Source organism: Streptomyces sp. NBC_00104 (assembly GCF_045160825.1).
In the GTDB taxonomy this organism is placed as follows: domain Bacteria; phylum Actinomycetota; class Actinomycetes; order Streptomycetales; family Streptomycetaceae; genus Streptomyces.
Genome location: NZ_CP108215.1, coordinates 6,886,334 through 6,898,968 on the forward strand (window position 1 = coordinate 6,886,334; position 12,635 = coordinate 6,898,968).

General features: G+C 71.4%; 12 protein-coding genes. 8 read left to right on the top strand and 4 right to left on the bottom strand.

Annotation, left to right across the window (positions count from 1 at the left end; translation table 11 throughout):
• The first annotated feature begins 14 nt into the window (after positions 1-14).
• The 4 genes from OG272_RS30405 to OG272_RS30420 all read left to right on the top strand — a co-directional run bounded on the left by OG272_RS30405 (position 15) and on the right by OG272_RS30420 (position 4,373).
• Positions 15-1,376 carry an endo-1,4-beta-xylanase gene (locus OG272_RS30405; protein ID WP_405895280.1) on the top strand — a complete coding sequence of 454 codons (1,362 nt, stop codon included), beginning with the start codon at positions 15-17 and terminating at the stop codon, positions 1,374-1,376.
• 127 nt (positions 1,377-1,503) lie between these two features.
• On the top strand, positions 1,504-2,544 hold the full coding sequence (locus tag OG272_RS30410; protein ID WP_327732139.1) for an LCP family protein: 1,041 nt from the start codon (positions 1,504-1,506) through the stop codon (positions 2,542-2,544).
• A gap of 124 nt (positions 2,545-2,668) precedes the next feature.
• Positions 2,669-3,025 (top strand): YciI family protein, encoded by a 357-nt coding sequence (locus tag OG272_RS30415; RefSeq protein WP_326578533.1) that lies wholly within the window; start codon positions 2,669-2,671, stop codon positions 3,023-3,025.
• A 43-nt stretch (positions 3,026-3,068) separates the two neighbouring features.
• On the top strand, positions 3,069-4,373 hold the full coding sequence (locus tag OG272_RS30420; protein WP_328223900.1) for a DUF6596 domain-containing protein: 1,305 nt from the start codon (positions 3,069-3,071) through the stop codon (positions 4,371-4,373).
• A 156-nt stretch (positions 4,374-4,529) separates the two neighbouring features.
• Here OG272_RS30420 and OG272_RS30425 read toward each other — a convergent pair whose 3' ends face one another.
• Entirely contained in the window at positions 4,530-5,711 is a 1,182-nt protein-coding gene (locus OG272_RS30425) for a class I SAM-dependent methyltransferase (RefSeq protein WP_328223901.1), read from the bottom strand.
• Positions 5,712-5,822: 111 nt separating this feature from the next.
• Here OG272_RS30425 and OG272_RS30430 point away from each other — a divergent pair, with 111 nt between their 5' ends.
• The 4 genes from OG272_RS30430 to groL all read left to right on the top strand — a co-directional run bounded on the left by OG272_RS30430 (position 5,823) and on the right by groL (position 10,182).
• Positions 5,823-6,830: a polysaccharide deacetylase family protein gene (locus OG272_RS30430; RefSeq protein WP_405895281.1), complete on the top strand. Its 1,008-nt coding sequence runs from the start codon at positions 5,823-5,825 to the stop codon at positions 6,828-6,830.
• 110 nt (positions 6,831-6,940) lie between these two features.
• Positions 6,941-7,807: a polysaccharide deacetylase family protein gene (locus OG272_RS30435; protein WP_405896092.1), complete on the top strand. Its 867-nt coding sequence runs from the start codon at positions 6,941-6,943 to the stop codon at positions 7,805-7,807.
• Positions 7,808-8,114: 307 nt separating this feature from the next.
• Complete coding sequence (gene groES / locus OG272_RS30440; RefSeq protein WP_028807844.1) at positions 8,115-8,423, top strand: co-chaperone GroES; 309 nt, start codon at positions 8,115-8,117, stop codon at positions 8,421-8,423.
• Between the two features lie 130 nt (positions 8,424-8,553).
• Positions 8,554-10,182, top strand: a complete 1,629-nt coding sequence (gene groL, locus OG272_RS30445; protein ID WP_326578523.1) for a chaperonin GroEL — start codon at positions 8,554-8,556, stop codon at positions 10,180-10,182.
• A gap of 99 nt (positions 10,183-10,281) precedes the next feature.
• On the opposite strand, the gene OG272_RS30450 is transcribed toward groL, so the two are convergent.
• The 3 genes from OG272_RS30450 to OG272_RS30460 form a co-directional block, all read right to left on the bottom strand.
• Positions 10,282-10,989 (bottom strand): ester cyclase, encoded by a 708-nt coding sequence (locus OG272_RS30450; RefSeq protein ID WP_326578521.1) that lies wholly within the window; start codon positions 10,987-10,989, stop codon positions 10,282-10,284.
• 92 nt (positions 10,990-11,081) lie between these two features.
• Positions 11,082-11,855 carry an SDR family oxidoreductase gene (locus tag OG272_RS30455; protein WP_327728149.1) on the bottom strand — a complete coding sequence of 258 codons (774 nt, stop codon included), beginning with the start codon at positions 11,853-11,855 and terminating at the stop codon, positions 11,082-11,084.
• Between the two features lie 86 nt (positions 11,856-11,941).
• A complete protein-coding gene (locus tag OG272_RS30460) occupies positions 11,942-12,607 on the bottom strand; it encodes an MOSC domain-containing protein (protein ID WP_327728148.1) in 666 nt (221 codons plus the stop codon).
• Between the last annotated feature and the right edge of the window lie 28 nt (positions 12,608-12,635).

The following is a 12,635-nucleotide window of genomic DNA, read 5'->3' on the forward strand; positions in this document are numbered from 1 at the left end:
CCCGCATGAGAACCATGAGCACTCTCAGAACCGGCTTCTCCCTCACCTCGCTGCTCACCGGCGCCGCCGCGCTCGCCGCCCTGCTCGTCGCGGCCCCCGCCGCCCACGCGGCCGACCCGCCCCTGCGCGACCTCGCCGCCGCCAAGGGCAAGGCCATCGGCACCGCGGTGACCGGCTCCAAGCTCACCGGCACCTACGGCGAGATCGCGGGCCGGGAGTTCAACTGGCTCACCCCCGGCAACGCCATGAAGTGGGGCTCCATCGAGCCCACCCGGGGCACCTTCAACTGGACCGAGGCCGACCAGATCGTCGACTTCGCCGAGGCCCACGACCAGGACGTACGCGGCCACACCCTGGTCTGGCACAGCCAGAACCCGAGCTGGCTCGACAACGGCACCTGGACGCCCGCGCAGCTCAGCCAGCTGATGAACGACCACATCGCGCTCGAGGTCGGCCGCTACAAGGGCCGGCTGGCCGCCTGGGACGTGGTGAACGAGCCGTTCAACGAGGACGGCACCTACCGCCAGACCCTCTGGTACAACGGCCTCGGCACCGACTACATCGCCCAGGCCCTGACCGCCGCCCGCGCCGCCGACCCGGCCGCCAAGCTCTACATCAACGACTACAACGTCGAGGGCGTCAACGCCAAGAGCACGGCCCTCTACAACCTGTTCCGGGACCTGAAGGCACGCGGTGTCCCGATCGACGGGGTCGGCCTCCAGGCCCACCTGATCCTCGGCCAGGTCCCCTCCACCCTCCAGCAGAACATCCAGCGCTTCGCCGACCTGGGCGTGGACGTCGCCATCACCGAACTCGACATCCGCATGCAACTGCCGGCCACCGAGGCCAAGCTGGCACAGCAGCGCACCGAGTACGACGCCGTGGTGAAGGCCTGCGTGGCCGTGACCCGCTGCACCGCCGTCACGGTCTGGGGCTTCACCGACTCCGACTCCTGGATCCCGGACACCTTCCCGGGCCAGGGCGCGGCGACCCCGTACGACGAGAACTACGCGCCGAAGCCCGCCTACTACGGCATCGTGACCGCGCTCGGCGGCACGGCCGGCGAGCCGCCGGTCCCGGCCGGCTGCTCGGCGACGTACAGCGTCGCGAACCAGTGGAACACCGGCTTCACGGGCAACGTGACGATCCGTTGCGCCGCCGGGTCCTCACTCTCCTCCTGGCGGGTCACCTGGACGTTCGGGGCGGGGCAGCAGGTCGGTCAGGCCTGGAACGCGACGTGCACCCAGACCGGCGCGACCGTCAGCTGCGCCAACGCCCCCTGGAACGGCGGCGTGTCGAGCGGCGGCTCGGTGAGCTTCGGGTTCAACGGCACCTGGAGCGGCAGCAATCCGGTGCCGACGGTGACGCTGGGATGAGAGCGGTTGAGAGAAGTCTGAGAATTTCCGAAGGAAAGGCGTCATGAGGTTCTGCCCGTAACAATTCGGACGTAAGTTCCTGTGCGTGACGGGTGAAGAAAGCGCGTGCGGGGACGGCAACGGGGGCATGGGCAGACAGCGGCGCCGGCTGAGGATCGCCGGGTTCACACTCGTCGGAGCGCTCGTACTGGGCGCGGGCGGGGCGGGCTGGACGTTCTGGCGGCTCAACGACAACATCAGGAGCGTCGACATCGACGCCGCCCTCGGTGACAACCGCCCCGCGAAGACCGGGCCGACGACCTCGGCCGATCCGTCCGATCCCTCCGCCTCGCCCTCCGCCCTGCCGTCCGCCCTGCCGAGCGGCGCGCTGAACATCCTCGTCCTCGGCTCCGACTCCCGCAGCGGCACGGAGAACGCCGAACTGGGCGGCGGCGACGACGGCGCGGGCGCCCGCTCGGACACGGCGATGGTCGTCCACATCGACGAGGGCCGCACCGGGGCGACGGTCGTCAGCATCCCCCGCGACACCCTGGTCACCCGCCCGTCCTGCCCGCTGGAGTCGGGCGGTTCGTCGTCGGTGGCGTACAACGCGATGTTCAACAGCGCGTACGCGGTCGGCGGCCCGGTCTGCGCGGTCAAGACCGTCGAGTCGATGACGCACGTCCGCATGGACCACTACATCGAGATCGACTTCTCCGGCTTCGCGCAGCTCGTCGACGCCCTCGGCGGCGTCACGGTCACGACGGACGAGGACATCGACGACGACGATTCGCACCTGGAGCTGACGGCCGGCACGCACCACCTGGACGGCGAGAAGGCCCTCGCCCTCGCCCGCACCCGCCACGGCATCGGCGACGGCAGCGACCTCGGCCGCATCGGACTCCAGCAGACGCTGGTGAAGGCCCTGCTGGACCAGATCTCCTCGACCGACCTCCTCACCGACCCCACCCGGCTCTACGAGGCCGCCGACGCGATCACCGGCAGCCTCACCACCGACACCGGCGTGGACTCCCTGACCGAACTGATGAAGCTGGGCCAGAGCCTGAAGGGCCTGTCCTCGGACACCACGAAGACCGTGATGATGCCAGTGGTCATGGCCCCCTACGACGGCAACCGGGTGGTGGCGGACGAGCCCGAGGCGAGCGAGCTGTGGGAGTCGCTGAAGTAGCCGGAGCAGGGGCGGAAAAATATTTCGAGGGAATCCGGCGACCGTGTCGATCCGGGGTGCGGCCGTTCGACGCATGGGTGAGAGTCGGGGAGAAGCCCCGGCCACCGATGCACCTGGAGTCACCATGCCGCGCTATCTCTCGATGATCCAGATCGACGAGAAGACCGCCCCCGCCGAGGGCCCGAGCCCCGAACTGATGCAGCGGATGGGGGACCTGCTGGAGGAGATCACCAAGGCGGGGGTCATGCTCGATACCGCCGGGCTGATGCCGAGCGCGCAGGGGAAGAGGGTGCGCTGGGAGAGCGGGCAACTGTCGGTCACCGACGGGCCGTTCACCGAGACCAAGGAGGTCGTCGGCGGCTATGCGCTGATGCAGTGCAAGGACATGGCCGAGGCGGTCGAGTGGGCCAAGCGGTTCCTGAAGGTGCACGAGGAGTACTGGACGGTCACCTGCGAGGTGCGGGAGATCCAGGAGGGCTGAGCCCGCTTGGCTCCGCTGCCCTCCGGGTGTCTGATGGTGGGCTGTGACCCCACAGCCCACCGCCGCCCCCTCCGGCCCCGCCCCCGATCCCGACGCGGCCATCGAGACCGTCTTCCGGATGGAGTCGCCCCGGCTCATCGCCGGGGTCGCGCGGATTGTGCGGGACGTCGGGATCGCCGAGGAACTGGCTCAGGACGCGCTGGTCGCGGCGCTGGAGCAGTGGCCGCGGGACGGGGTTCCGGACAACCCGGGGGCCTGGCTCATGGCCACGGCCAAGCACCGGGCGATCGACCTCGTGCGCCGCCGGGAGCGGTATGCGCGGAAGCTGGCGGAGGTGGGGCGGGACCTGGAGGCGGCGGGGCCGTATCTCGACCGGCCGTCCGACCCGGACGACATCGACGACGACCTGCTCCGCCTCGTCTTCACGGCCTGCCACCCCGTGCTCTCCGCCGAGGCCCGCATCGCCCTCACCCTGCGCCTCCTCGGCGGCCTGACCACGACCGAGATCGCCCGTGCCTTCCTGGCCCCCGAGGCGACGGTCGCCCAGCGCATCGTCCGCGCCAAGCGCACGCTGGCGACGAAGAACGTCGCCTTCGAAGTGCCGTACGGCCCCGACCGCGAGGCCCGCCTCGACTCCGTGCTCGAGGTCATCTACCTGATCTTCAACGAGGGGTACGCGGCCACCGCCGGCGACGACCTGTTGCGCCCCGCCCTCTGCGAGGACGCCCTCCGACTCGCCCGCGTGCTGGCCCAGTTGATGCCCAAGGAGGCCGAAGTGCACGGCCTGGTGGCCCTGCTGGAGCTCCAGGAGTCGCGCGCCGCCGCCCGTACGGGCCCGGCCGGCGAACCCGTCCTCCTCAAGGACCAGGACCGCCGCCGCTGGAACCGCCTGCTCGTCGCACGGGGCTTCACCGCCCTCGGCCGCGCCACCGCCGCCGCGAGCGGTGCCCCGGGCCCGTACGCCCTGCAGGCCGCCATCGCCGCGTGCCACGCCCAGGCGTACACCTACGAGGAGACGGACTGGCCGAGGATCGCCACGCTGTACGCCCTGCTCGCCGCGCGCTCCCCGTCCCCCGTGGTCGAGCTGAACCGCGCGGTCGCCGTCTCCATGGCCGAGGGCCCCGGCCCCGCCCTGGAGATCGTGGACCGCCTGGCCACCGAGCCCGCCCTCCACGAATACCACCTCCTGCCGAGCGTGCGAGGAGACCTGCTGCGCAGGCTGGGCCGTACGGAGGAGGCCAGGGAGGAGTTCGTCCGAGCGGCCGGACTGACCCGCAACGAGCGGGAACGGACGCTGCTGCTGGCGCGGGCGGAGGAGGGGGAGGGGGAGCGAGGGGGCGCCTCGTAGCTCGGGGGTGCGGTGGGCGCCTCATGGCTCGGGGGTGCGGGTGGTGTGGCGGGTGCGGGTGGGTGGGGGCTGGTCGCGCAGTTCCCCGCGCCCCTGAAAGCAGGGGCTGCGCCCCGTGATTTTCGGCCCGCGGGCCCGTCGTTTCCGGGGCGGGGGCTACGCCGGGTGGCCGATCAGCATTGTCGGGGCGCCTGCGACCCGGGTCAGGAAGACCGTCGCCGAGTTGCGCCCCTGCGGCTTGACCTTCTTGCGCAGTTCCTCCGGCTCGACGGCCGACCCCCGCTTCTTCACGGTCAGGATGCCGACCTCGCGCTCCCGGAGCAGGGCCTTCAACTTCTTGACGTTGAAGTGGAGCCGGTCGGTGATCTCGTACGCGGTGGCGTACGGCGTGACGTGGTGTTCGTCGGCGGTGATGTAGGCGATCGTGGGGTCGATCAGCCCGCCCGCCAGGTCCTCGGCGACCTCGGCGACGAGGTGGGCGCGGATGACGGCCCCGTCGGGCTCGTACAAGTACCGCCCCACGGAACGGACTTCGGGGTCGGGCAGGCCCCGGCCCAGCAGGCTCCGCGGCCCGGGCAGCAGGGTCGCCCGCACCGCACCCCCCGTCCCCGTGCCGAACCAGAGCACCGCCTCCTTCACATCGCCGCCGTCCGAGATCCACTCGGCCTCGGCCTCGGCGGGAACCGCCTCGTGGGGGACACCGGGGGCGATCTTCAGGGCGGCGCGCGGGGCCTTGAGGGCGGTGGCGACGGCCCAGGAGAGCGGTGGCGAGTAGGCCTCGGGGTCGAAGATCCGGCCACGTCCGCCGCGCCGCGCCGGGTCGACGAAGACCGCGTCGTACGGGGAGACGTCCACCTCCGTGACGTCCGCCTCCCGCACCTCGACGAGGTCGGTGAGGCCGAGCGCGTCGGCGTTGGCGCGGGCCACCGCCGCCGTCAGGGGGTCGCGGTCGACGGCCAGGACCCGGATGCCGGCCCGGGCGAGGGCGATCGCGTCGCCGCCGATACCGCAGCACAGGTCGGCGACGGACGTCACGCCCAGCGCGCGCATCCGCTCCGCCCGGTAGGTCGCCACGGTCGTCCTGGTCGACTGTTCGACCCCGTTCGGCGTGAAGAACATCCGCTCCGCGTCCGCCGCCCCGAACTTCGCCGCCGCCCGCTGCCGCAGCCGCGCCTGCGCCATGGCCGCCGAGACCAGCTCCGCCGGGTGGTCGCGGCGCAGCCGGGTCGCCACGGCCAACTCCCGCGCCGGTTCGGTGCCGCGCACCTCGTCGAGGAGGGCGCGGCCCTCGGGAGTGAGGAGAGGGGTGAGGAAGGAGGCGGGGTCGAGGTCGTTCACCGGGCCATTGTCGGTCAGGGGCCCGGTGGTGTGGGCCAGTCGGTGGACGCTCCGGGGCCGGCGGCGGTGTCGGGGCGGTGGGGAGGGGCCGTCCTGCGAGGATGCAGCGCCATGCGATTCGTACGACAAAATGATGGAAAGAGTGCGAAGCGGGCGGATTTCCGGAGGGGGTGCGGCGGGGTCCGGGGTGGGGTCCGGGGCGGCGTCGCCCTGCTCGCCGCCGCGGTCGTCGTCGCCGGGTGTGCCTGGGGTGGTGCCGAGGAGGCATCGGAGAGGGGTTCCGCCGAGCGGCGGGAGACCGCCGGGCCCGCCCACGGTCAGCAGCGCGGCCAGCGGCCCTTCGACGCGCCCGGCGCCCGTGCCCTCGACGCGTACGCCGGAAAGGTGCGCCGGGCGCACGCCGCGCGGGTCGCCGCCGCGAAGCGCTGGGGGCTGGCCGAGGTGCCCCTGAGCGCGCCCGCGCCCCCGGCGGAGAAGCCGGCGCTCGGGACGCGGAAGGGGTTCGAGGTCGACGGTCATGTGGAGGACGGACTTCCGCCGGTCTTCACGACCGTCCCGACCCGCCACAAGGTCGTCTTCCTCACCATCGACGACGGCGCCGAGAAGGACCCCGCGTTCCTGCGGATGATGAGCGACCTGCGGGTCCCGTACACCGCCTTCCTCAGCGACTACCTGATCAAGGAGGACTACGGCTACTTCGAGCGGATGCGGGACCGTGGCGTCGCCCTCAACAACCACACCCTCAACCACCGCCACCTGCCCGCCCTCTCGTACGACGCCCAGCAGCGCGAGATCTGCGGCATGCAGGACGTGATCGAGCGGCGGTTCGGCACCCGGCCCACCCTCTTCCGGCCGCCGTACGGCAGCTACGACCAGGACACCCTCCGCGCGGCCAAGACCTGCGGCATCGAGGCCGTCCCCCTGTGGAACGAGGAGGTCTTCGCCGACCGCTGGGACTACCGCGAATGGGACCGCCGACTCCGCCCCGGCGACATCGTCCTCAGCCACTTCCGGGGCAAGGGCGACGGGAAGGGCACCATGCCCGACATGATCCGCCGCTTCCTGAACCTGGTCACCGCCGAGGGGTACGCGGTGGCGAGGCTGGAGGACTACCTGTGAGGGCCGGCGGGGGGCGCGGGACGCCGCAGGGCGTGCCCGGGGTGCGAGGCGCACAGGGGGCGCGTCACGGGGCGCGCGGTCCGGCGGTCCGTACGCCGGCGGCCCGCGCCCTGGCCGCCCTCTCCGCGCTCACCGCCCTCGCCGTCCTGCCCCTGGCCGGATGCGCCACCGGGCACCCCGATCCGGCCGACCGGGCGGCCCCCACGCCGTCATCGGCCTCGCGCTCGGCGCCGGCGTCACCCCCGACCTCGGCCGCCCCCCACTCCGGCGCACGCGCCCCCGACCGCCCGGCTTCACCCCCGTACCGCCGCTGGGGCCTCGCCGCACCCCTCGCCCCCGCGCCCGGGACCCCCGACCGGCCGCCCGCCCCCCGCGCGGCCGGTCCGGGGCTGCCGCCCGTCGTCGACCGCGTCCCGACCCGGGACAGGGTCGTCTTCCTCACGTACGACGACGGGGCCGAGAAGGACCCCCGGTTCGTCGACATGGTGCGTGAGCTGCGGCTGCCGGTGAGCATGTTCCTGACGGACAGCGTCGTGGGGCCGGGCTACGGCCACTTCGCGCGGCTGCGGACGGTCGGCGCGACCGTGCAGAACCACACGCTCGACCACACCGCCCTGCGCGGCCTGCCGTACGCCGGACAGCGCGCCGAGATCTGCGGCCAGCAGGACAAGCTGAAGCAGCGCTTCGGCGTCCGGCCGACCCTCTTCCGCCCGCCCTACGGCGTCTACGACACGACCACGCTCCGCGCCGCCGCCGACTGCGGCATCTCGGCGGTCGTCCTGTGGCGCGCGTCCATGCAGATCCACGACCTCCGCTACGCCGTCGGCGACCGCCTCCGTCCCGGCGACATCGTCCTGGCCTGCTTCCGGGGCCCGGACCAGCTGAAGGGCACCACGCTCACGCAGATGACGACCCGGCTGCTGCGCCGCGTCCAGGAGCAGGGCCTGACGGTCGGCCGCCTGGAGGACTACCTCTGAGGCCCGCCCCGGACGCGTCCGACACCCCGCCCGCACCCCACCCGACACCCCGCCCGCACCCCACCCGACGCCCCGCCACCCGCCGCGCGATGCCCCGCCACCCACCGCGGGATGCCCCGCCGCGACCCACTCGATTAGCAGTCCGCTTGACCGAGTGCTAATCGCGGTCATAGTCTCAGGTCTGGCACTCCCCACTGGAGAGTGCCAACTACGCGACGGGCAGGTCCGGCACCCGCGACGACGGATCCACCTGGTCGCCACCTCAGACAGTTAACCCCGTGAGATCTCCGAAGGGGGAGGTCGGATCGTGACGACCACCAGCTCCAAGGTTGCCATCAAGCCGCTCGAGGACCGCATCGTGGTCCAGCCGCTCGACGCCGAGCAGACCACCGCCTCTGGCCTGGTCATCCCGGACACGGCCAAGGAGAAGCCCCAGGAGGGCGTCGTCCTGGCCGTGGGCCCGGGCCGCTTCGAGAACGGCGAGCGCCTGCCGCTCGACGTCCAGACCGGCGACATCGTGCTGTACAGCAAGTACGGCGGCACCGAGGTGAAGTACAACGGCGAGGAGTACCTCGTCCTCTCGGCTCGCGACGTGCTCGCGATCATCGAGAAGTAATTCACCCGCTTCCTCACCGAAGCACCTTGCATGTGAGCTGCGCCCTTGGCCCCCCGCGACCACTAATCAGCCGGGCGTCGGGGGCGCAGTTCGTTTCACCCACGTTTTCCGAGAGGGCTGAACCGCTCCCATGGCGAAGATCCTGAAGTTCGACGAGGACGCCCGTCGCGCCCTCGAGCGCGGCGTCAACAAGCTTGCCGACACGGTCAAGGTGACGATCGGCCCCAAGGGCCGCAACGTCGTCATCGACAAGAAGTTCGGCGCCCCCACCATCACCAACGACGGTGTGACCATCGCCCGTGAGGTCGAGGTCGACGACCCGTACGAGAACCTCGGCGTCCAGCTGGTGAAGGAGGTGGCGACCAAGACCAACGACGTAGCGGGTGACGGTACGACCACCGCCACCGTGCTGGCCCAGGCGCTCGTCCGCGAGGGCCTGCGCAACGTCGCCGCGGGTGCCTCCCCGGCCGCCCTGAAGAAGGGCATCGACGCCGCGGTCAAGGCCGTGTCCGAGGAGCTCCTCGCGACCGCCCGCCCGATCGACGAGAAGTCCGACATCGCCGCCGTCGCCGGTCTGTCCGCCCAGGACACCCAGGTCGGCGAGCTCATCGCCGAGGCGATGGACAAGGTCGGCAAGGACGGTGTCATCACCGTCGAGGAGTCCAACACCTTCGGTCTGGAGCTGGACTTCACCGAGGGCATGGCCTTCGACAAGGGCTACCTGTCGCCGTACTTCGTGACGGACCAGGAGCGTATGGAGGCCGTCCTCGACGACCCGTACATCCTCATCCACCAGGGCAAGATCGCCTCCATCGCCGACCTGCTGCCGCTGCTGGAGAAGGTCATCCAGTCCAACGCCTCGCGGCCGCTGCTGATCATCGCCGAGGACGTCGAGGGCGAGGCCCTGTCGACCCTGGTCGTGAACAAGATCCGCGGCACCTTCAACGCGGTCGCCGTCAAGGCCCCCGGCTTCGGCGACCGTCGCAAGGCGATGCTGCAGGACATGGCGACGCTGACCGGCGCCGAGGTCATCTCCGAGGAGGTCGGCCTCAAGCTCGACCAGGTCGGCCTGGACGTGCTCGGCTCCGCCCGCCGCGTCACCGTGACCAAGGACGACACCACGCTCGTCGACGGCGCCGGTGACTCCGGTGCCGTCCAGGGCCGCGTCGCCCAGATCAAGGCCGAGATCGAGAACACGGACTCCGACTGGGACCGCGAGAAGCTCCAGGAGCGCCTCGCGAAGCTGGCCGGCGGCGTGTGCGTCATCAAGGTCGGCGCCGCCACCGAGGTGGAGCTGAAGGAGAAGAAGCACCGTCTGGAGGACGCCATCTCCGCGACCCGCGCCGCGGTCGAGGAGGGCATCGTCTCCGGTGGTGGCTCCGCGCTCGTCCACGCCGTGAAGGTCCTCGAGGGCAACCTCGGCAAGACCGGCGACGAGGCCACGGGTGTCGCGGTGGTCCGCAGGGCCGCCGTCGAGCCGCTGCGCTGGATCGCCGAGAACGCCGGCCTGGAGGGCTACGTCATCACCTCCAAGGTCGCCGAGCTCGACAAGGGCCAGGGCTTCAACGCCGCCACCGGCGAGTACGGCGACCTGGTCAAGCAGGGCGTCATCGACCCGGTCAAGGTCACCCGCTCCGCCCTGGAGAACGCCGCCTCCATCGCCTCCCTCCTCCTCACGACCGAGACCCTGGTCGTCGAGAAGAAGGAAGAGGAGCCGGCCGACGCGGGCCACGGCCACGGTCACGGCCACTCCCACTGACGTACGTACGCACGTCGGTCAGCCGTAGGCGAGGCCCGGCACCCCTGTACGAGGGGGCGCCGGGCCTTCCCGCGTCACCACCCGTCTCCCGGAGGCGGCCTACTTCTCCAGATCGTCGAGCGCGCCCAGCTGCCCCATCAGCCCGAGCCGGTCGTACTCCCACCACCCCTCGGTGATCTTCCCGTCGGGAGTACACCGGTGAATGAGCGTCCCCGTCATCCGGACCGTCCTGCCGCTGGCCGGAATCCCGAGGAAGTCCCCGTTGTGGGTCGCGTTCCAGGTCCACCGTGTGCACACCCGGTCACCCTGGGCGATCTGGTCCTCCACGGTGAACTCGAAGTCGAACCCGCCGCGCCACTCCTCGACGGTCCGCCTGAACGCGTCCATCCCGATGGCGTCCGGCTCGTCGGAGGGCACGTGGTCGTGGTAGCCCTCCACGAGCAGATCGTCGAGCGGCGGCAGTTCGCCCTTCGTGGCGATGGTCGTGAGGAACCGCCGCGCCGTCGCGGCGTACAACTGCTCGTCCCGCACCACGTCCAGGTCCGTGAACGTGGGCGTCTCGTCGCACAGCGCCATCATCTCCCGGAAGATCCGGTCCGTCTCCGGCAGACCCGAGTTCCGCATCGCCTCCTCGTACGACGGGAACTCCACGATCTCCACGATGTGCGACCCGTCCGACCGGTCCTTCCCGATCACGCTGTGCGTCGCCGTCCGCTTCCCCTTGGTCTGTTCGACCCATGTGTCCATCAGCCGGTTCATCTCGTCGAACCGGCTGGTCCTGCAGTCGATGAGCTGCACGAATGTCATGAGACCGCCTCCGGCCCCCCTGGCTCCGGTTAACAGCTCCATTGTCTCCCGGTGTCCTCTCTCCCACCCGCCGGCACCGGGGCGACCACGGGCTACCGCGGCCCGTACTTCCGTCCCGTCTTCGAGCTGATCCCGCCCAGTAGACCGCGCGGCACCACCTTCACCACACCCATCAGGGCCTTGTAGCGCGGGTCGGGGATGGAGACGGTCCTGCCTCGGGAGAGGTCGGCGAGGGCGGCGGTGACCAGCTTGTCGGCGTCGAGCCACATCCAGGACGGGATGTTGTCGGTGCCCATGCCGGCCCGGTCGTGGAACTCGGTACGGACGAAGCCGGGGCAGAGTGCCATGAGACGGACGCCGGTGCCGGCCAGGTCGCGCGCGACCCCCTGGGTGAACTGCACGACCCAGGCCTTCGACGCCCCGTACGTGCCGCGCGGCACGAACGCGGCGACCGACGCCACGTTCACCACGCCGCCCCGGCCGCGTTCGCGCATGGCCTCGGTGGCCGCGGAGGTGAGACGGAGGACCGCCTCGCAGTGGACCTTGAGCATCTTCAGCTCATCGGCCATGGAGACGTCGAGGAAGCGGCCCTTGTTGCCGAAGCCGGCGTTGTTGATCAGCAGGTCGACCGCGTTCCTGCGGTCGGCCAGCCGCCGCACCACCGTTTCGATGCCGTCGTCCGTCGCGAGGTCCGCCGTCAGCACCTCCGCCTCGATGCCGTGGCGGTCGTGCAACTCGGTCGCCTGTTCCCGCAGCCGCTTGGTGTCACGCGCCACCAGCACCAGGTTGTGCCCGTCCGCCGCCAGCCGCCGTGCGAAGGCGGCACCGATACCCGCGGTCGAACCCGTAATGAGAGCCGTTGTCATGGCGCAAGCGTAGTGACCGGGACCGTGCGGGTCCGCTTGCTCCACCGCACGTTCACCAGCGGCCTCGTCACGACGGACCGGCCCCCTCAGCCCTGCTTCGCCGCGTACGTCCGCGCCGTCTCCAGAATCTCCGGATGCAGTGCCTCGCCCGCCGCCAACAGCCGTGGCAGCAAGTCGTGTTCGTTCATCGTGGCGCGGAAGGTGAGGGCCACGGTGATGTCGTGGTCGGGGCGGTGGACGATCTCGATCGGGTCGCCCGCGCGGATCTCGCCCGGCTGGATCACGCGGAGGTAGGCACCGGGCGCGCCCTGGCGCGTGAAGCGTCTGACCCAGCTCCGCTCGCCCAGGTGCCGCTGGAAGTTGAGACAGGGGACCCGGCCCGAGGTGATCTCCAGGATCAGGTCGGGGCCGATCCGCCAGCGTTCGCCGATGAGGGCGCCGGATACGTCGAGGCCCTCGGTGGTGAGGTTCTCGCCGAAGATCCCGCTGGGCAGCGTGCGGCCCAGTTCGCGCTCCCAGCCGTCCAGGTCCTCGCGGGCGAACGCGTAGACCGCCTGGTCGTCGCCGCCGTGGTGCTCCGTGTTGCACACCGCGTCCCCGGCCACCCCGCTGGCGCCGACCCCCTTGGGCCCGGGCGCCGCCACCCGCACCGGCCCCTCCACCGGCCGCTTGTCGATGCCCGAGAGGCTCTTCGACTCCTCCGGGACGTCGACGGCCCTGGCCCGCCCCACATTCAGCGACAGAAGCTTCATGCACGGCACGCTAGGCGAACGGACATCA

Bases quoted from the DNA above. Each gene is read 5' to 3' on its own strand.
- OG272_RS30460 (WP_327728148.1), bottom strand. From the start codon at position 12,607: ATGAAGCTTCTGTCGCTGAATGTGGGGCGGGCCAGGGCCGTCGACGTC.
- OG272_RS30405 (WP_405895280.1), top strand. From the start codon at position 15: ATGAGCACTCTCAGAACCGGCTTCTCCCTCACCTCGCTGCTCACCGGC.
- groL (WP_326578523.1), top strand. From the start codon at position 8,554: ATGGCGAAGATCCTGAAGTTCGACGAGGACGCCCGTCGCGCCCTCGAG.
- OG272_RS30410 (WP_327732139.1), top strand. From the start codon at position 1,504: ATGGGCAGACAGCGGCGCCGGCTGAGGATCGCCGGGTTCACACTCGTC.
- OG272_RS30430 (WP_405895281.1), top strand. From the start codon at position 5,823: ATGCGATTCGTACGACAAAATGATGGAAAGAGTGCGAAGCGGGCGGAT.
- OG272_RS30455 (WP_327728149.1), bottom strand. From the start codon at position 11,855: ATGACAACGGCTCTCATTACGGGTTCGACCGCGGGTATCGGTGCCGCC.
- OG272_RS30415 (WP_326578533.1), top strand. From the start codon at position 2,669: ATGCCGCGCTATCTCTCGATGATCCAGATCGACGAGAAGACCGCCCCC.
- OG272_RS30450 (WP_326578521.1), bottom strand. From the start codon at position 10,989: ATGACATTCGTGCAGCTCATCGACTGCAGGACCAGCCGGTTCGACGAG.